Annotated in this window: 19 protein-coding genes; 13 read left to right on the forward strand and 6 right to left on the reverse strand. The window is 64.5% G+C overall.

Features of this window, described 5'->3' with window-relative positions:
• Nucleotides 1-95 precede the first annotated feature (95 nt).
• The 4 genes from Q0C23_RS05730 to Q0C23_RS05745 are packed head-to-tail and all read left to right on the forward strand — an operon-like array spanning nt 96 to nt 2959.
• A complete protein-coding gene (locus Q0C23_RS05730; RefSeq protein WP_291511422.1) occupies nt 96-494 on the forward strand; it encodes a PAS domain-containing protein in 399 nt (132 codons plus the stop codon).
• Entirely contained in the window at nt 491-826 is a 336-nt protein-coding gene (locus tag Q0C23_RS05735; RefSeq protein ID WP_291511423.1) for a hypothetical protein, read from the forward strand. The genes Q0C23_RS05730 and Q0C23_RS05735 overlap by 4 nt, the downstream gene beginning before the upstream one ends.
• The gene (locus Q0C23_RS05740; RefSeq protein ID WP_291511424.1) at nt 810-2219 is read left to right on the forward strand and encodes an AMP-binding protein; all 1410 of its coding nucleotides are present in this window, start codon (nt 810-812) and stop codon (nt 2217-2219) included. The genes Q0C23_RS05735 and Q0C23_RS05740 overlap by 17 nt, the downstream gene beginning before the upstream one ends.
• Nucleotides 2216-2959 carry an SDR family oxidoreductase gene (locus tag Q0C23_RS05745; protein WP_291511425.1) on the forward strand — a complete coding sequence of 248 codons (744 nt, stop codon included), beginning with the start codon at nt 2216-2218 and terminating at the stop codon, nt 2957-2959. The genes Q0C23_RS05740 and Q0C23_RS05745 overlap by 4 nt, the downstream gene beginning before the upstream one ends.
• Before the next feature lie 48 nt (nt 2960-3007).
• Here Q0C23_RS05745 and Q0C23_RS05750 read toward each other — a convergent pair whose 3' ends face one another.
• The 6 genes from Q0C23_RS05750 to Q0C23_RS05775 are packed head-to-tail and all read right to left on the reverse strand — an operon-like array spanning nt 3008 to nt 8722.
• Nucleotides 3008-3601 (reverse strand): DUF3833 domain-containing protein, encoded by a 594-nt coding sequence (locus Q0C23_RS05750; RefSeq protein WP_291511426.1) that lies wholly within the window; start codon nt 3599-3601, stop codon nt 3008-3010.
• Nucleotides 3598-4908: an MFS transporter gene (locus Q0C23_RS05755; RefSeq protein WP_291511427.1), complete on the reverse strand. Its 1311-nt coding sequence runs from the start codon at nt 4906-4908 to the stop codon at nt 3598-3600. Before Q0C23_RS05755 ends, Q0C23_RS05750 begins: the two co-directional genes overlap by 4 nt.
• Nucleotides 4905-5459 carry a chalcone isomerase family protein gene (locus Q0C23_RS05760; protein WP_291511428.1) on the reverse strand — a complete coding sequence of 185 codons (555 nt, stop codon included), beginning with the start codon at nt 5457-5459 and terminating at the stop codon, nt 4905-4907. Before Q0C23_RS05760 ends, Q0C23_RS05755 begins: the two co-directional genes overlap by 4 nt.
• Complete coding sequence (locus tag Q0C23_RS05765) at nt 5452-6669, reverse strand: cyclopropane-fatty-acyl-phospholipid synthase family protein (RefSeq protein ID WP_291511429.1); 1218 nt, start codon at nt 6667-6669, stop codon at nt 5452-5454. Before Q0C23_RS05765 ends, Q0C23_RS05760 begins: the two co-directional genes overlap by 8 nt.
• Nucleotides 6666-7397, reverse strand: coding sequence for a DUF1365 domain-containing protein (locus tag Q0C23_RS05770; protein ID WP_291511430.1), 732 nt, complete (start codon nt 7395-7397; stop codon nt 6666-6668). The genes Q0C23_RS05765 and Q0C23_RS05770 overlap by 4 nt, the downstream gene beginning before the upstream one ends.
• An 11-nt stretch (nt 7398-7408) precedes the next feature.
• Nucleotides 7409-8722: an NAD(P)/FAD-dependent oxidoreductase gene (locus tag Q0C23_RS05775; RefSeq protein WP_291511431.1), complete on the reverse strand. Its 1314-nt coding sequence runs from the start codon at nt 8720-8722 to the stop codon at nt 7409-7411.
• Between the two features lie 249 nt (nt 8723-8971).
• On the opposite strand from Q0C23_RS05775, the gene Q0C23_RS05780 reads away from it, so the two are divergent.
• From Q0C23_RS05780 to Q0C23_RS05820, 9 genes are all read left to right on the forward strand, one after another.
• Nucleotides 8972-10519, forward strand: coding sequence for a cryptochrome/photolyase family protein (locus Q0C23_RS05780; RefSeq protein ID WP_291511432.1), 1548 nt, complete (start codon nt 8972-8974; stop codon nt 10517-10519).
• 155 nt (nt 10520-10674) lie between these two features.
• Nucleotides 10675-10911 carry a 50S ribosomal protein L28 gene (gene rpmB, locus Q0C23_RS05785; protein WP_004868860.1) on the forward strand — a complete coding sequence of 79 codons (237 nt, stop codon included), beginning with the start codon at nt 10675-10677 and terminating at the stop codon, nt 10909-10911.
• A 25-nt stretch (nt 10912-10936) separates the two neighbouring features.
• Nucleotides 10937-11092 (forward strand): 50S ribosomal protein L33, encoded by a 156-nt coding sequence (gene rpmG, locus Q0C23_RS05790; RefSeq protein ID WP_004868858.1) that lies wholly within the window; start codon nt 10937-10939, stop codon nt 11090-11092.
• Nucleotides 11093-11242: 150 nt separating this feature from the next.
• Nucleotides 11243-12283: a heat-inducible transcriptional repressor HrcA gene (gene hrcA, locus Q0C23_RS05795; RefSeq protein ID WP_291511433.1), complete on the forward strand. Its 1041-nt coding sequence runs from the start codon at nt 11243-11245 to the stop codon at nt 12281-12283.
• A 57-nt stretch (nt 12284-12340) separates the two neighbouring features.
• Nucleotides 12341-12922, forward strand: a complete 582-nt coding sequence (locus tag Q0C23_RS05800; protein WP_291511434.1) for a nucleotide exchange factor GrpE — start codon at nt 12341-12343, stop codon at nt 12920-12922.
• Between the two features lie 45 nt (nt 12923-12967).
• The gene (gene dnaK / locus Q0C23_RS05805; protein WP_291511435.1) at nt 12968-14884 is read left to right on the forward strand and encodes a molecular chaperone DnaK; all 1917 of its coding nucleotides are present in this window, start codon (nt 12968-12970) and stop codon (nt 14882-14884) included.
• Nucleotides 14885-14947: 63 nt separating this feature from the next.
• Nucleotides 14948-16087 (forward strand): molecular chaperone DnaJ, encoded by a 1140-nt coding sequence (gene dnaJ / locus Q0C23_RS05810; protein ID WP_291511436.1) that lies wholly within the window; start codon nt 14948-14950, stop codon nt 16085-16087.
• A complete protein-coding gene (gene dapB / locus Q0C23_RS05815) occupies nt 16087-16914 on the forward strand; it encodes a 4-hydroxy-tetrahydrodipicolinate reductase (RefSeq protein WP_291511477.1) in 828 nt (275 codons plus the stop codon). Before dnaJ ends, dapB begins: the two co-directional genes overlap by 1 nt.
• A 34-nt stretch (nt 16915-16948) precedes the next feature.
• The gene (locus Q0C23_RS05820) at nt 16949-17260 is read left to right on the forward strand and encodes an antibiotic biosynthesis monooxygenase (protein WP_291511437.1); all 312 of its coding nucleotides are present in this window, start codon (nt 16949-16951) and stop codon (nt 17258-17260) included.
• Nucleotides 17261-17291 lie beyond the last annotated feature (31 nt).

A 17291-nucleotide genomic window follows, 5' to 3' on the forward strand; every position in this document is an offset into this window, starting at 1 on the left:
CCATTGTACCGAAGCTTGGACAAAAATGGCACAACCCGATCTGAGAGCTGGCACTTCGGTCTTGGTCTGCTCGTGCGAGTGATGAGCCTGTGTCCATGAAAAGCTTTGTTCCACAAGCCATAATGGAGCATCTGGACAGTCTGAACCAGAGCCTGGCCGATCAGCAGAGCTTCGGTATCATCGGCTTGGACGTCCAGGCCATAGTACGAATCTTCAACAAGGCGGAAGAGCGCCTCAGCGGATTGCCCGCCAGCGAGGTGCTGAATCGATCCTTTTTCGATGAAGTGGCGCCTTGTACCGCCAGCCGCCTTTTTCGGGGACGTTTTCGCGCAGGTCTGGAGCGCGGCAGTCTCGATGAGCATTTTTTTTACACCTTCACCTATCGAATCCGACCCGTTTCGGCCCACATCCACATGCTGTACCGGCCAGCCCAGAGCCCTTTGGTCTTTCTTTTCGTCGACCGTGTCATACCCTTGTTCGAGGATCTCGGATGAACGCTGCCTTGGAAGTATCCGGTACCAAGCTCGACGATTTTCTGGATTGGGTGGAGATCCTGCGCGCCCAGAACTTCCACACCGAAGATCTGGAGACGGAGCAGCAATTCCTGGCCTACCTGGTTCTGCGCGGTGTCTGGCACCTGCTGAACAACGCCTATCAGGGCGATGGCCGGGGGTTTTTAACCGTCGAGCAGACTCGTGGCCTGCAGGAGGTAGACGCGCAGATTGCCGAGCTGGAGCGGCAGCTGCCGCCCGGAGCGGTCACAGAGGTGCGAAGCTGCATCGCGCGACTGCTGCGCCTAGTGGACGAGCATGAGCACAGCGACTAGGCAAGCGCTCCTGCAGAGCCTCGAAGCGGGTCTGCATTCGGGCTTCGCCATGGAGTGGCAGGCCCCCGATCCCGCTGCGGGGATTCGCATTTGGCCCGGTCCGGCACTCTGGGCCTGGGCTCGGCGCCTGGCCAGCGCATGGCGGCGACCGTCCCTGCCCCAACGCCCGCGGGTGGCGGTACAGGTGCCCAATAGCCCCTTCTACCTGGCCGCCATGATCGCCACCTGGATGCTGGACGGTATTTTCTGCCCGCTGCCGGCCTGGCGCGGCGAACAGACGGCCATCGCCTTGGACGCACTGCGGCCCGATCTCTTCCTGAGGCATGCGGGCGGGAGCCTGGAACTGCAGCGCGGGGAGCGCGCCGATAGGGCAATTGCCGACCCCGCTGATCTGGCCCTGATGCTGTGGACCTCTGCCAGCCTGCACGCACCGCGCGTCTTCGGTCTCAGTCACGCCGCGCTGGGCTGGCAACTCCACAGCCACCTGCCTTTGCTCGCGCTGCAGCGTGACAGCCTCGTCCGCAATTGTCTGCCTTGGACCCACGTCTTTGCCGGAGTCCTGGAACTGCTGCCGACCCTTGCCAGTGGCGCGAGCCTGCGGGTGGCCCCCCTGGCCAGTTTTCGTCAGGAGTCCTTCACCCACCTCTTCGTCGTACCGCGAGTGGCAGCACTGCTCCAGGATAGCCAGATCCGCGCCTTGGCTGGCGGTATCGTCGGGGGAGCTCCCATTGCCGCCGAGCTGGCAGAGCGTTTGCGCGGCAGCGCCCTGCGCGTGGGCTACGGACAGACGGAGGCGGGTCCGGGAATCTGTCTTGGAGATCCGGGAGACTTTCGTCCGGCCTTCCTTGGACGAAGCCTGGTGGAGGCGGAACAGCGTGGGGGGACGCTGCACTATCGTTCACCCGGTCAGGCTCTGGGAGAATGGCGTGCCGGCCGTTGGCAGCCGATCCAGCACGACGGCTGGGTGGACAGTGGCGACCGCGTGCGGTGCGACGATGATGGCGGTTGGTACTGGTTGGGACGGCGTGATGCGCGTTTCGTCCTGGCCGATGGCCGCAACGTCGAGCCAGAGCTCGAGGAGTTGCGTCTGCTGGGGCAGTATCCTGAGCTCGCCACACTGGTGCTGGGTGGCCCTGGCGCCCGCCACTCCCTGGCTCTGGCGAGGTTGCAGCCAGACCTTACGGCGCAGGGGGAGGCATCCTTGCGACGACGCTGGCACGAGCCCTACCCGCTGCGCATTGCCAGCGACGGTTTTTGGGATGCTTACCTGGGTCCCAGCGGTAAAGTTCAGCGCGGTAAACTCTACGCGCGTTGGCAGGGGATCGTCCGGGGCGACCGAGATGTGTGCACAGGTCATGGAAATTACGCGGCACTGGAAGAGGGTCGAGCATGAACAAAGGCAAGCTGTTGATCACGGGCGCCAGCGGCGCATTGGCGCAAGTCTGTATACCCATGGCCCAGGCTCAGGGCTGGGAGGTTCTGGCCGTGAGTCGCGCAGTCCAGCCGACCACGGCGACGATGGACACGCGCTGGTGGCGTGCCGATGTGTCGCAGATGGATGAGGTGGATGGCCTCTTCAAGGCCCTGCAGGGCGAAGACGCCGTCCCCGACGCCCTCCTGCACCTGGCCGGTTCCTTTCTCTTGGCGGGCCTTGGTCAAACCTCGGAACTGCAGTATCGGCAGTGCCTGAGCGCCAATCTGGATTCGGCCTTCTTTACCTTGCGCGCCTTCGTCGCCGCTCGTCGCAGGGCCGGCGGTGGGGGTGCTGCAGTTTTTGTGTCTTCGGTTGTGGCCGAGATCGGGGTGGCCTTTCACGAGGCGGTGGCAGCGGCCAAGGGGGGCCTGGAAGCCATGGTTCGGGCAGCCGCCGCGACTCACGCCCGCGACGGTATCCGTATCAATGCCGTTGCATCCGGGCTCATGGACAGCCGGGCGGCGGCGCACCTGCTGCGCAACCCGCAATCGCGGGAGTTGGCAGCCAAACAGTATCCCTTGGGTGGCCTGATCCCGCCGGAGCAGGTAGCGCGCATGTTGCTGACGCTGGTCGATCCGGACAATGGCCAAATTACCGGCCAGATCCTCCCCGTCGATGGCGGTTTCACCGCCATCCGCCCGCTGGTTACTGGAAGCTGAGACCGAAGGAGCCGGAGCCCCCGTCCGCGTATTCGGGGGGGCGCTCCGTTATTTCTCCTGCGACACCATGGCGCGATTGGCGGCGGTGTCCGGGAGCTTATGCATCTCCAGCGTGATTTCGCCGGCGTGTATGCCATACCAGGTGACGTCGGTGCGGTCGATGACGACATTGGGCTCGATCATGTACATCCAGTCGTCGGCGTGGAGATTATAGAAACTCTTGCCAACCGGTTGCTTGACGTCGTAGCTCCAGTGCAGGGCAAAACCATAGGCCTTGCCCGAGGCGCTCTTCACATCTCCCGCTGAGCCCTCGGCCGTACCAGTGAATTCGTGATCGTTGACCTCCGTCAGGTGCCAGGTGCGGTTGGCGTAGGTCTTCTTGCCGTCCGGATCGATGTAGGTGAAATGCTCCACCAGGGTTCCCTGATTGCCCTCCCAGGTCCCCATCATGCGCACCACGAAACGATTGACGGCCTTGCCCGAGCGGTTCTGGAACATGCCGGTCGCGATCAGGGGGCCGTTGAAGAATTCCTTGAGACGGAACTTGGGCGTGGTGTGGGCGTAATCCTTGGGTACGGTAGCGCAGCCGGACAGGGCGGCGATGACGGCAACACCGAGGACGACTTTGCTTGCGGTTTTCATGAGGCGACTCCCTTCTTGAGTACGGTGATGTTTCGGATTTCGACGGCTCCCAGCTCCATGAGCAGGATGGCCGCCACTTTGATGAGCGCGGGCACGATGGCGTAGGCGACGCTGAGCAGCCAAAGGTGCACGCCGGGCCGGAAACCGGACCACTGCAGAAGCGGCAGAATGATACCGGCACCCAGGGCGGTGGCGGCCTTGGCCACCCAGTTGAAGAGGCCAAAATAGTTGCCCGCACGTGCGTCGCGATCGTGGTCGGTGTGATCGGCAAGGATGCTGGGCGGCAGCGCCTGATCGGCGCCCAGGGTGAGGCCCGTGAGCACACAGATGACACCATAGGCCCAGGCGTCGCCAGGCCCCAGGAAGACGGCGCTGGTAAAGGCTAGGGTGCTGAGGAGCATGGCGGCAGACCAAGTGCGGGCCTTGCCGAGCTGGGTCGAGAGGGCAAGCCAGACCGGCATACCCAAGGCACCGGACAGGAAATAAACCAGGAGAAAGAGCGGTGCGAGAAGCTTGGTGTGCAGGATCTCGTCCACAAAGAAAAAGAACAGGGTTGCGGCGACGGCATTGCCCATCTGCGACAGGGTGTATACCCCCAGCAGCCGGCGCAGGGCCGGCCGGCGCAGGGGCTCGTAGAAGGTCCACCAGGGTTTGCGATTGCCGGACACCGGTCGGCGCATCGTGGGCCTCCACAGAGGTAGAAAGGCCAAAATCAGGGTCAGCGCAAAGATGAGTACGAAGATCTGAAGGCCAGCTTCGGCGCCGTAGCGTCTTTCGAGAAACTGGGGCAGAGCCGCCGCCAGCAGCACCCCCACCAAGGCTCCCGCCTCGCGGGCGGTGGTGAGCCAGGTGCGGCCGTTGTAGTCCCGGGTAAGTTCTGCTCCGAGGGCCTGATAGTTGAGGCTGGTGAGGCTATAGGAGACGTAGAACAGCGTCAGTGCCAAGGCCAGACTCCAGACCAGGCCGATCTGCTGCCAGGGCTGAAACAACAGGAAAAAACCGAGGACCATGCCCGGTATGCCCGCCAGGATCAGGCGCAGTCGACTGCCGACGGCTTCGGCCCAGAGATCGCTCCAATGGCCGATGAGGGGATCGAGCACGGCGTCGGCCAGGCGCAGCACCAGCAGGAGTCCTCCCAGCAGAGCCAGGGAGAGCCCGTACTGCGTGGCATAGAGGTGCGGGATGAGGAGGTAGACCGGCAGAGCACCGAAAGCCAGGGGCAGGCCCAGCGGCGCATAGGCCGCCAGCAGGCCCGCGGCGGGCCGTCCGGCAAGCCAGCCAGGGTGCCGCTGCCGATCCCTGTTCACGACTCCCCCAGCAGGGCCTTGCGAAGCTCGGGGACGGGTGTTTTGGGGCTGAGCCAGATACTGAAGAAGGCGGGGCCGAAGCTCGGATCGTCGATGCGGCTGTACACCTTGCCGTTGAAGAAGAACTCGGTGTACTGACCGGGAACACAGAGTCCCACCAGCACATCGCCGCTTTTGACGCTGGGAAAGGCCCGCTCCAGATCCTGCGCCCAGCGTGCCTCCTGCGTCCGCATACCCGGGTTGAGCTTGAGCATCTCCTTGAGGGAGGTACGGGCCAGCTCGGCCGCGCTGAAATTACGCTCGTAGCGGATGGCCAAGGCAAAGGGTCGCTCCGGCGAGTAGCCGCTGCCGGTAACGTAGAGGGCGGCATCGTAGACACTGAAGAAGAGCCAGTTCAAGTGTCCGGCGCCCAGCAGATGCAGACCCTCCACCTGCGCCGCCGCGCGTTCGGGCAGGGGGACGGAGACGCTGGCCAGGGCGTCCAGAGGAATACCCAGTGTCGCGGTCAGCAGCAGTATGCGCGCGAGACGCTTCCAACGATGATCAGGCATGGGAGAGCGTCCACTGGCCGACGTCCAGTTCTTTTTCGGCGAAGCCTGCCTCGCAGTAGCTGAGATAGAACCGCCACAGTCTACGGAAAGCGGCATCGAAGCCCAGCGCAGTCAGGGCCTTGGTCTCGCGATCGAAGGATTCCCGCCAATGCTTGAGGGTCAGCGCGTAATCGAGACCGAAATCCAGACGCCCCAGCACCTGCAATCCCGCCGCCGCGAGGCTTTGGGAAAAGCGGGTGGGGGAGGGCAGCAGACCTCCGGGGAAGACGTATCGGCGGATGAAATCGGAACCGCTGGCGTAACGCTCGAAGCGCTCGTCGCGGATGCTGATGGTCTGGATTACGGCTCGCCCGCCGGGCTGCAACAGTTGGTGGACCTGGCCGAAGTAGGTGGACCACCACTCTCGGCCGACGGCCTCGAACATCTCGATGGAGACGATGCCATCGTAGCGGCCAGCTTCGTCGCGATAATCCTGGTAGTGAAAGCTGGCCAGCCCATCCAAGCCCAGACGAGCGATGCGCTGCTCGGCATATTCCCGCTGTTCCCGCGATAGGGTGAGACCGCGCACGCGATAGCCTTGGCGGGCGGCGAGCTCAGCGAAGCCCCCCCAACCACAACCGATCTCCAAGATCTCCGCACCGGGGCGCAGTTGCAGGGCGTCCAGGACCGCCTGATATTTGGCTCGCTGTGCGTCCTCCAGGCTCTGCTCACGATCGTTGCCGTAGTAGGCGCTGGAATAGGTCATGCTCGGGTCCAGCCAGAGAGCATAGAAATCGTTGCCGAGGTCGTAGTGCTGGGCGATGTTGCGGCGACTGCCCTTGCGGCTGTTGCGACGCAGCAGCTGGTCGGCCAGCCAGTACAGGCCGCGCCGGGCCCAGTGACCCTGGATGCAGTCCTCGAGCAGATGGCGATTGCGCAGGGCCAGGCGGATCAGGGCGGTGAGGTCCGGGCTGTCCCAGTCACCGTCGCGATAGCTGCGACCGAAACCGATGTCGCCGTCGCGCAGCGTGGCAGCCACCGCCGCCCAGTCGTGGATCTGCCACTCGGCTTCGAGCCCGGCGGCCTGACCCCGGAAGGTCCAGATCTCGCCGGCTGGCCCGCGCACCGTCAGCTGGCCTTCCGGCAGCCGTTCCAGGAGGTTGAAGAGCAGACGTGCCGAGGCGGGTAGACGCGTACTGCGCCGCGCCGGGGTCGCGGTAACGGTATTCATGAACTGATCTCCTCGGAAGGGGGAACGGGTTTGCTATGAAAGGGGACGCGGGCGCGCCACAGTTTCAGCGCCTGCCAGTGGATGCGCCCGGTAACGGCCAGGGTCATGAGCGGATAGCGTCCCACACTGCGCCAGACCGAGCTGCGATCGAGGTTCGTGCGCCGCCCTGCCAGTTGAGTGATGAGCAGCACCTTGCCGGCATCGTCCAGGTAGTGGATGTCGGCCCGAAAGTGCTGGTCGTCGAGGGCGAAGCGGAAGCGATATCGGCCCTCCACCGCAAAGAAAGGCGAGACGTGGAAGACCTTGCGGGCTTCGATCCAGTCCTGTGCCGCGATGGCCCGGCGGTCGTCGTGGGCAACGAGGTAACTGTGGTGCTCACCGAAGGTATTGTTTACCTCCGCCAGCACCCCACGCAGGACGCCGTCGGCATCCAGACCCAGCCAGAAGCTGACGGGTTTGAAGGTATATCCCCACAGGCGGGGGTAACAGACCAGCACGACCCGTTCCGCGACGATGCCGTGTCGGGAAAAGATCTCCTGAATCCAGGGCAGGAGCGGACTGCCGTCGCGGGCGCCATGATCCTCGGTCCGAAACCGTACTGGACAAAAACCGGACAGGATTCGCCGTACCGCGGCCTCGTCCTGCAGATCAAAGCTCAGGTGGAATCCGCCGTAACGAAAGCCCGGCCGCCGCGGCTGCAGACGCCGATGCACGACCTCGCTCGTCAACCACGCTCCTTTCACAACGCCGGCTGTGGACACAAAATCTCCTGTGCTGCTGCGTTGGAGTGGGCCGCATCCTGCCAGGGTGCAGCGATTCCCAAGGCATTGGCGACGGCGACGGCGCTGCGCAGGCCGTCCTCGTGAAAACCATGACCGAGCCAAGCGCCAGCGAAGTAGAGACCGCCCTCGCCCTGCCGCGCGCGCAGGCTTTCCTGGGCTTGCAAGGCGGCGCGGTCAAAGACCGGGTGAGCATAGTCGATCCGACGCCAGACCAGACTTGGATCGGGATCGCGCTCGGGATTGAGGGTGACGATGATGGGCTCGTCCACCCCCAGGGGCTGGAGGCGATTGATGAGGTAGCTTACGGCAACGGCGCGAGCGCCGTCGCGCTGCTCTTCCTGATGAAAGTTCCAGGCGGACCAGGCGGCCTCACGCCGCGGCAGGAAACTGCGGTCGTGGTGCAGCCAGGCGCGGTTTTCTTGGTAGCGTATGGCGCTCAAGGCCGCTGCGGTATCGGGCCAGGCGTCTCCCACCAGTGTTGCGGCTTGGTCGCTATGTACGGCGCAGACGACGAGGTCGAAATGTTCGGAGTCGGAGCCGGTGTGGACCCGGATCCCGCCATCGGGAGCAGGCTTCAATGCGGTGACGGGTTGCCCGAGGCGAACATCGGGCAGCTGCGCGAGGATGCGCTGCACGTATTCGCGGCCGCCGCCGCGCACGGTGCGCCACTGCGGCCGATGGAAGACGTTGAGCAGACCGTGGTTCTCATAGAAACTCAGCAGGGAGCGGGCGGGATATTCGGTCATCTGGGCCACGGGGCAGGACCAGATGGCAGCTGCCATGGGCAACAGATAACCCTCTCGAAACCAGGCTCCGTAGCCACCGCGGTCGAGGAATTCACCCAGACTGCAGTCCTCCGCCGGAGAGCGCAGCCAAGCCTTGGCCCTGCGGTTGAAGCGCAGGATGTCGCGCAGCATGATCCAGAAGCGGGGTCGTGCCAGGTTGCGTCGCTGGGCGAAGAGGGCGGCGAGGTCCGTGCCGCTCCACTCGAGATCCCACTCGCGGATGCGCACGCTGAAGGACATATTGCTGGGAGCCGTCTCCACGCCGAGCTCGGCGAAGAGCCCGAGCAGGTGCGGATAGGTCCAGTCGTTGCACACCAGAAAGCCCGTATCCACGGGGATATTCCGCCCTTCCCAGGGCACGTCGACGGTGTGGGTGTGGCCACCGGGGCGGGAGTCCGCCTCGAAGAGGGTCACGTGGTGATGCGGACGCAAAAGCCAGGCGCTCCCGAGACCTGCTATACCGCTACCGATCACTGCTACACGCATTCTGTCGCTTCCTCTCGCTGCGAGAGCTCGTCTGCCGCTCCACAACTTGGCTTTACGCAAAGATGGCGAGTGCGGATGCCGATACTCCCTCTGGTGGACTCTGTTCTGGTAATGTCGCACTTATGTATAGTACAAAAACCCGTCAAGGTGCAAGGGAGTGTTGCGCCGCTCGCTTCGTCGCCTGGTTCCAGGGGCCGGGGGTGCGGGCCATCGTTGCCGGCAGATGGGTGCTGCCCAGAGGAGAAAGTCGTGCCAAAACCGTTACGCCGTCTCGTGCTGCTGTTGGGAGACCATCTGGACCTGCACAGTCCCCATCTGGCAACGGTGGATCCCGAACGGGATCTGTGTCTGCTGGTGGAGGCGCGCTCCGAGTCGCAGGGGGTCTGGTCCCACAAGGCACGCATCGCCCTCTTCCTGGCGGCCATGCGTCACGCCGCCGAGGCTCTGCGGCAGCGCGGTCTGCGCGTGGAGTACTGGGCGCTGGGGCAGCACCCCTACGACGATCTGGTCGGGGCCGTGGCGGCCGCGCTACAGCGTTTTGCGCCTCAGCGCCTGGCCCTGCACGAGCCGGGCACCTGGGCGCTGGCGCAGGGGCTGCGGGAGACGGCTGCAGCCGCTGGGGTGGCGTACGAGCTGTGGCCCGCGACCCCCTTTCTCTTCCCGCTGCGCGAATTCGAAAGCTGGGCCAAAGGGCATCGCCAGCACCGCATGGAGTTCTGGTATCGCCATGCGCGTCGGCTTACGGGGATTCTCATGGACGGCGAGGAGCCACAAGGCGGGCGCTGGAATTTCGATAGCGACAATCGCGGCAGCTTCGGTAAGGCCGGTCCGGGTGCGCTGCCCGAGCCTCTGGCCTTTGCGCCAGACGCCACCACCGGCGAGGTGCTGGCCACCGTAGAACGGGAGTTCCCGGGCCACCCCGGCAGCCTCAAGCACTTCGACTGGCCGGTCACCATGGCCGAGGCCGAAGCGGCCCTGGGGGATTTCATCACCCACCGTCTGCCGAGTTTCGGTCGCTTTCAGGATGCTTCCTGGCCCGGCGCGGTCTGGCTCTATCATTCGCGCCTCTCCGCTGCCATGAATCTCGGGCTGCTGCACCCGCAGAAGGTCATCCAGGCGGTATTGGACGCGCACGCCCAGGGTCATGCGAGCCTCGCCGCCACCGAGGGCTTCGTGCGCCAGATCCTTGGCTGGCGGGAATTCGTGCGCGGAATCTACTGGCGCTATATGCCCGACTATCTGCAAGAGAATGCGCTGGGGGCGACCTTGCCCCTGCCGCATTTCTACTGGACGGCCGAGACCGAGATGGCCTGTCTTCGCGATGTGCTGCAGCGAACTCTGGACTACGGATATGCCCATCACATCGAGCGCCTCATGGTCACGGGCCTGTTCGCGCTACTCCTCGGCGTGGCACCACAGGCGATCCACGCTTGGTACCTGGCCATCTACGTGGACGCGGTGGAGTGGGTGGAGCTGCCCAACGTCCTCGGCATGTCGCAGTACGCCGATGGTGGGCGGGTGGCTTCCAAGCCCTACGTGGCCAGTGGCCGTTACCTCGCGCGCATGACCGGACACTGTAACCGTTGCCCCTACCGGCCGCAGGAACGTGTGGGCAGTACGGCCTGCCCCTTCACCACCCTGTACTGGGATTTTCTCATCCGCCACGCGGAGACCTTTGCCCGCCACCCGCGCACGGCCCTGCAATGGAAGCACCTCGAGTCCCTGGACGCGCCCACCCGCAGTGCGATTGGGGAGCGTGCAGAGCAGCTGAGAACGGCTTGGGCGAAGGGTGTCTGAAGAGGCCACCGCGCACAGACGCGCTGGACGTCGGGCCCGACGGAATAGTTTCCCACTTTCCGGCTTGGTATCCGCAGATCCCGAGGCTGCGCAGGGGGCTGGCACGCGCAGCGGTGCTGTGATATAAAGTGCCCCTTTTTCAGAGGGATGTTGCCATGTCCAGAGTATGCAAGATCACGGGCAAGAAGCCCATGGCGGGAAACAATGTTTCCCACGCCAACAACAAGACGCGCCGTCGTTTCCTGCCCAATCTCCAGTACCATCGCTTCTGGGTGGAGAGCGAGCAGCGCTGGGTGCGGATGCGGGTGAGTACCAAAGGCATGCGTACCATCGACAAGAAGGGTATCGACGTGGTGTTGGCCGAACTGCGCGCCGCGGGCGAGAAGATCTAAGGGAACCGGACTCAGGAGCTCCATCATGCGCGACAAGATCAAACTGGTGTCCACCGCCGGCACGGGACACTTCTACACGACCAACAAGAACAAAAAGACGACTCCGGACAAGCTCGAGTTCATGAAGTACGATCCCAAGGCACGCAAGCACGTCGCCTACCGGGAAGACAAGATCAAGTAACCGGCACCAGCGGGCCGCGGGGCCCTGCCGCAGTAGCTTTGCTCGTGCTGCCTTGCTTTGGTACAGTGTTAGCACTCACGCGGATCGAGTGCTAAGGGCTGTACACTGGGTGTAGCCCGCACCAAGCGTTGACTCGGCGGGGAGGTTTTTATGGCTTTGGATGCTCGCGCCCAGCATCTCCTCAAACAGCTCATCGAACAGCACATCGCCAGCGGCGTGCCCGTAGGCAGCCGTCAGCTTGCCCGGGATTCGGGCCTGCAGATCAGTGCCGCGACGGTACGCAATGTCTTGGCGGACCTGGAGGACGAGGGGCTACTCATGGCGCCGCACACTTCGGCCGGACGTGTGCCCACCCGGGCGGGATATCGTTTTTTCGTCGATTCGCTCCTGCAGACGCTGCCAGTGGCGCCTGAGGCACGTCGCTTGGTGCTGCGACGCATCGGCGAGCACATTCCCGACACCGACGAGGTTTTGCACGCGGCCACCGAGGTGCTCTCGAGACTCACCCGCATGGCCGGCTTCGTCCGTGTACCCCGGCGCGCGACCCGGATCCTTCGGCACGTGGATTTTCTCGCCCTGCGCGAGCGCGAAGTGCTCGCCATCTTTGTCACCGATCGCGGCGATGTGGAAAATCGGCTCATCCGTCTGGAGCAGTCTCTGGATCAGAGCCAATTGGCCCAGGCCGCCAACTACTTCAATGCCACCTACGGCGGCAAGCCGCTGCAGGAGATTCTTTGGCAGTTGCAGCGCGACCTGCAGGAAAACCGCGACGAGCTCGATCGCATCCTGCGCAATGCCATGGAACTGGGTGAGGAAATGCTCGATGCCGACGCCGAGCGTATCCTCATCGAAGGGGAGTTGCAGCTCCTGGATCTGCCGGACTTTGCCGATAACGAGCGACTGCGGGAGCTTCTACAGGCGGTGCGGCGCAAACGCGATCTGGTGCATCTCCTGGACCAGAGTGTGCGTGGCAGCGATGTCCGCTTGTTCATCGGCGAGGAGTCCGGTTACGCCCCTCTGGCCGACTGCAGTGTGGTGGCGGCGCCCTATAGCGTCGATGGTGAAGTGGTGGGCGTGATCGGTGTCATCGGTCCCATGCGCATGCCCTATCACGAGATCATTCCGCTGGTGGACGGCACGGCGCGGGCGCTGGGCAAGGCGCTTTCCTCGGAGTTGCCGGGTCACCCTTGAAATAGCGGCGGACGCGCCCCATATCTGACGCGGAGCAAGACAAGGAGCAGTTTGGCCATGACAGAAGCGGAACGGCAGGATCAGCAGGAAGAGGACAAAGAGAAGACGACCGCAGGTGATGGCGGTGAGGACGCGAGTCCCGCCGAAGAGACCAACTGGCGGGAACAGGCGGAGCAGTATCGCAACGATTACCTGCGCGCCCTGGCCGATATGGAGAATCTGCGCAAGCGGCTGGAGCGGCAGATGGAGGACGCGCGCAACTACGCCGTGGAGCGGTTTGCGCGGGAGCTCCTGCCGGTGGTGGACAGCCTGGAGTTGGCCCTGTCCACCCCGGTGGCCGGCGGCGAGGGAGTGGCGCAACTGCGCCAAGGTCTGGAGAACACCCTGAGCCTGTTCTTCCAAGCCCTGGCCAAGGCAGGGGTGGCGCCGGTGGAGGCCGATGCCGCGCGTTTCGATCCCCACCGCCACCAGGCCATTGCCATGGTCGAGGCAGAGGGGGAGCCCAACCGCATTTTGGCCGTGCATCAGAAAGGCTATGTCATCCACGATCGCCTCCTGCGTCCGGCCATGGTCACCGTGGCCAAGGCCGCCAGCGGCGAGTCCGGCCGAGACCCGAGTCCCGGCAGCCAGGATCAGTAACAGCATTCGGATCGGTAATCCATTCAGAAATCAGGAGACAGACACATGGCAAAAGTCATCGGCATCGATTTGGGCACGACCAATTCCTGCGTGGCCATCATGGAAGGGGACAAGGTCAAGGTCATCGAGAACAGCGAGGGCAAGCGCACCACCCCTTCCATCGTCGCCTTCACGGAGGAGGGCGAGGTCCTGGTGGGCGAGGCCGCCAAGCGGCAGGCCGTCACCAACCCCGAGAATACCATCTACGAGGTCAAGCGCCTGATCGGACGCAAGTTTGACGACCCGGAAGTGCAGAAGGATATGAAGCACGTCCCCTACAAGATCGTCAAGGCGGACAATGGCGACGCTTGGGTCGAGGTGCGCGGCAAGCGTTATTCGCCGCAGCAGATCTCGGCCTATATCCTGCAGAAGATGAAGAAGACGGCCGAGGATTATCTGGGCGAGACGGTGACGGAGGCGGTGGTGACGGTGCCGGCCTACTTCAACGACGCCCAGCGCCAGGCCACCAAGGATGCCGGCCGCATCGCCGGTCTCGAGGTAAAGCGCATCATCAACGAGCCGACGGCGGCTGCCCTGGCCTTTGGCGAGGACAAGAATCCGGGCGACAGCAAGATCGCGGTCTATGACCTGGGCGGCGGGACCTTCGACATCTCCATCATCGAGATTGCGGAGCTGGACGGAGAGCATCAGTTCGAGGTGCTTTCCACCAACGGCGACACCTTCCTGGGCGGCGGCGATTTCGACAATCGGGTCATCAACTATCTGGCGGATTCCTTCAAGGCCGAGTCCGGCATCGACCTGCGTAACGACCGCCTGGCCATGCAGCGCCTCAAGGAGGCCGCGGAAAAGGCCAAGATCGAGCTGTCCTCGGCGCAGCAGACCGATGTCAATCTGCCCTTCATCACGGCCGACCAGAGTGGCCCCAAGCACCTCAACATGAAGCTGACCCGGGCCAAGCTGGAATCCCTGGTGGAGGACCTCATCGACCGCAGCATGGCACCCTGCCGGGTGGCCATGAAGGACGCTAGCCTGTCCACGGGACAGATCACCGATGTGATCCTGGTGGGCGGCCAGACCCGCATGCCCAAGGTGCAGGAGAAGGTCAAGGATTTCTTTGGCAAGGAGCCGCGCAAGGACGTCAACCCCGACGAGGCGGTGGCCATCGGTGCGGCGGTCCAGGGTGCGGTGCTCTCGGGCGCCAAGAAGGACGTGCTGCTCATGGACGTGACTCCGCTGTCCCTGGGTATCGAGACCCTCGGTGGGGTGATGACCAAGCTCATCGAGAAGAACACCACCATCCCGACCCGCAAGTCACAGATCTTCAGTACGGCGGAGGACAATCAGTCGGCGGTGACGGTGCATGTGCTCCAGGGCGAGCGCGAGCTGGCGCGGGACAACAAGTCCCTGGCCCGCTTCGATTTGACGGACATTCCGCCGGCGCCACGCGGCGTGCCGCAGATCGAGGTGACCTTCGACATCGACGCCAACGGTATCCTGCACGTCTCGGCCAAGGACATGCAGACCAACAAGGAGCAGTCCATCAAGATCACGGCGAGCTCTGGTCTCAGTGAAGAGGAGATCCAGCGCATGGTCAAGGAGGCCGAAGCGCACGCTGCCGAGGACAAGAAGGCCCGTGCCCTCATCGAGGCCCGCAACGAGGCGGACGCCAGCATCCACGGCGCGCGCAAGGCCCTGAGCGAACATGCCACTGCCCCCGAAGCAGAAAAGGCCAAGGTCAACGAGGCCATTGCGGCGGTGGAGACAGCGGTCAAGGGCGAGGACGTGGAGGCCATCAAGGGTGCGGTGGCTACCCTCGTGGCGGCTATGTCCACCCTGCTGCAGCATGCCGGTGCCAGTACCGCTGGCGATGGTGCGGGCGCAAGTGCCGGCGCCGGCGGTCAGGCCAAGAACGACGACGTGGTCGAGGCGGAGTTCGAGGAAGTCCAGGACAACAAGAAGTAAGTCTCTGGGAAACCGTGAGGGGAGGCGGGTCGGCCTCCCCTTGCCCTTTATGGAAACAGGTGCATGGCCAGCAACAGAGATTATTACGAGTTACTGGAAGTCAGCCGCACGGCGGACGACGGGGAGATAAAGAAGTCCTACCGGCGTCTTGCCATGCGCTACCACCCGGACCGCAACCCCGGCGACGCTCAGGCGGAGGAGCGCTTCAAGGAGATCAGTGAGGCCTACGAGGTACTGTCGGACCCGCAGAAACGGCAGGCCTACGACCGCTTTGGTCACGCTGGTGTCCAGGGCGGTGCGGGCCAGGGCTTTGGCGGCTTCGGCGCCGGAGGCTTTGCCGGCGGTGGCTTTGGCGACATCTTCGGTGATCTCTTCGAGCAGGCTTTCGGGCGCGGTTTTGCCGGGCGCGACCCCGGCCGCGGCGCAGATCTGCGCTACGAGCTGGAGCTCAGCCTGGAGGAGGCCGCCCAGGGCAAGACCGTCACCATCTCGATCCCCAGTTCCAGTGTCTGCGACAGCTGTGGCGGCAGCGGTGCCAAGGCCGGCAGCAGCACCGTGGAGTGCAGCACCTGCGCCGGTCGCGGGCAGGTACGCATGGTCCAGGGTTTCTTTTCCGTCACCCGCCCCTGTCCGGACTGCGGCGGCTCCGGTCGGGTGATCAAGGAACCCTGTCCCCAGTGCAACGGGCACGGGCGGGTGCGCAAGACTCGCAGCATCGAGGTCAAGATTCCGGCGGGTGTGGACACGGGCGATCGCATCCGCCTCGCTGGCGAGGGGGAGGCGGGTGAGCGCGGCGCCCCGGCGGGGGATCTGTTCATCGAGATCCGCGTGCGTCCGCACCCCCTCTTTGAGCGGGATGGCGACGACCTCCATTGCACCGTGCCCGTGAGCTTCACCACCCTGGCTCTGGGGGGAGAGCTGGAGATTCCTACCCTCACCGGCCGTGCCCGGATCCAGGTCAATCCCGGCACTCAGTCAGGGACCGTGTTCCGACTCCGGGGCAAGGGCGTGCAGGGGGTGCGCAGCAAGCTCGCGGGCGACCTGCACTGCCGTCTACAGGTAGAGATCCCGGTCCACCTCTCCGCTCGTCAGCGGGAACTCCTGCAGGAGTTCGCCGACGAGCGTGGCGAAGAGGTGCAGCATCCGCAGCAGGAGAGCTGGTGGAACAAGGTGAAGGACTTCGTGGATCGGATGGGCTTTTGATGGGCGCGCCGCGGGTTGCCATAGATGCAGTGGCGGGCAAGATGGGGCGGGCGTTGGTCGCTGCCTTGGCGGAGCATCCGGAGCTGCGACTGGGCGCGGCCATAGGCCGGCCCGGCGCGTCCTATCTGGGCGAGGATGCGGGCCGGCTGGCCGGGGTGGGGGAGCTGGGTGTCGCCGTGTGCGACCGTCTGGACGCGGTCCTGGACGACTTCGACGTGCTCATCGAGTTTGCGCCGGCGGACGCAGCGCTGGGACATCTGCGCCAAGCCGCAGCCCGAGGGCGGGCGGTGGTGCTGGGGAGTACGGGTTTCAGCGCTGAAGCGCAGGCAGAGATCGACTCCCTGGCGCGATCCATCGCCCTCGTTCAGGCCCCCAACATGAGTGTCGGGGTCAACGTTCTGCTGGCCTTCCTGCCGCAGATGGTGGAGGCTCTGGGTGCTGGCTACGATGTGGAGATTCTGGAGGCGCATCACGGGCAGAAGCGCGACGCGCCCTCGGGCACGGCGCTGCAGCTGGGGCGCGCGGTGGCGGCAGGCCGCGGTGTAGAGCTCGATGCCGTGGCCTGCTGGGACCGCAATGGCGTGAGCGGACCGCGGCAGCCCGGTTCCATCGGGTTTGCCAGTCTGCGGGCGGCGGACGTGGTGGGCGAGCACAGTGTCTGGCTGGCGGGGGCCGGGGAGCGTCTGGAACTGACCCATCGCGCCGGCAGCCGCCGCAACTTTGCCGAGGGCGCGTTGCGGGCGGCGTCCTGGCTGCAGGGACGCGGCCCGGGCCACTACGATATGCAGGATGTCCTTGGTCTGCGGACCGCGGCTCGCGTAAGATAAGGGTACACTGAAATGTCGTCGGGAGATCGAGACCATGCACTACGTTGTCGCCAACCGGGTTCCGGTTCGCACCGAGTATCGTCAGGATTTTGAGGAGCGTTTCCGTCGCCGCGCCGGTGAGGTGGAGAAACAGCCCGGCTTCGTGCGCATGGAAATACTGCGCCCCGTTGACGACAATGGAGTCTACGTCGTGCTGACCCACTGGGAGAATCGCGAGGCCTTCCAGAACTGGATGCGCAGCGACGACTTCAAGGCAGCACACCAGAATCCGCTGCCCAAGGAAGCCTTCGGCGAGGGCGGCGGGATCGAGCAGCACGAGGTCATCATCAGCGCCGGGAAGTCTTGAGGCCGCCGGCAAGGCCGCAGGGTCGGGGAGT

This window comes from Acidithiobacillus sp. (assembly GCF_023256195.1).
GTDB lineage: Bacteria > Pseudomonadota > Gammaproteobacteria > Acidithiobacillales > Acidithiobacillaceae > Acidithiobacillus_A.

Excerpts from the sequence above, each read along its gene's own strand:
- Q0C23_RS05730 (WP_291511422.1), top strand. The coding sequence starts at position 96 with ATGAAAAGCTTTGTTCCACAAGCCATAATGGAGCATCTGGACAGTCTG.
- Q0C23_RS05735 (WP_291511423.1), top strand. The coding sequence starts at position 491 with ATGAACGCTGCCTTGGAAGTATCCGGTACCAAGCTCGACGATTTTCTG.
- Q0C23_RS05740 (WP_291511424.1), top strand. The coding sequence starts at position 810 with ATGAGCACAGCGACTAGGCAAGCGCTCCTGCAGAGCCTCGAAGCGGGT.
- Q0C23_RS05745 (WP_291511425.1), top strand. The coding sequence starts at position 2,216 with ATGAACAAAGGCAAGCTGTTGATCACGGGCGCCAGCGGCGCATTGGCG.
- Q0C23_RS05750 (WP_291511426.1), bottom strand. The coding sequence starts at position 3,601 with ATGAAAACCGCAAGCAAAGTCGTCCTCGGTGTTGCCGTCATCGCCGCC.
- Q0C23_RS05760 (WP_291511428.1), bottom strand. The coding sequence starts at position 5,459 with ATGCCTGATCATCGTTGGAAGCGTCTCGCGCGCATACTGCTGCTGACC.
- Q0C23_RS05765 (WP_291511429.1), bottom strand. The coding sequence starts at position 6,669 with ATGAATACCGTTACCGCGACCCCGGCGCGGCGCAGTACGCGTCTACCC.
- Q0C23_RS05775 (WP_291511431.1), bottom strand. The coding sequence starts at position 8,722 with ATGCGTGTAGCAGTGATCGGTAGCGGTATAGCAGGTCTCGGGAGCGCC.
- rpmB (WP_004868860.1), top strand. The coding sequence starts at position 10,675 with ATGTCCAGAGTATGCAAGATCACGGGCAAGAAGCCCATGGCGGGAAAC.
- rpmG (WP_004868858.1), top strand. The coding sequence starts at position 10,937 with ATGCGCGACAAGATCAAACTGGTGTCCACCGCCGGCACGGGACACTTC.
- hrcA (WP_291511433.1), top strand. The coding sequence starts at position 11,243 with ATGGCTTTGGATGCTCGCGCCCAGCATCTCCTCAAACAGCTCATCGAA.
- Q0C23_RS05800 (WP_291511434.1), top strand. The coding sequence starts at position 12,341 with ATGACAGAAGCGGAACGGCAGGATCAGCAGGAAGAGGACAAAGAGAAG.
- dnaK (WP_291511435.1), top strand. The coding sequence starts at position 12,968 with ATGGCAAAAGTCATCGGCATCGATTTGGGCACGACCAATTCCTGCGTG.
- dnaJ (WP_291511436.1), top strand. The coding sequence starts at position 14,948 with ATGGCCAGCAACAGAGATTATTACGAGTTACTGGAAGTCAGCCGCACG.
- dapB (WP_291511477.1), top strand. The coding sequence starts at position 16,087 with ATGGGCGCGCCGCGGGTTGCCATAGATGCAGTGGCGGGCAAGATGGGG.
- Q0C23_RS05820 (WP_291511437.1), top strand. The coding sequence starts at position 16,949 with ATGCACTACGTTGTCGCCAACCGGGTTCCGGTTCGCACCGAGTATCGT.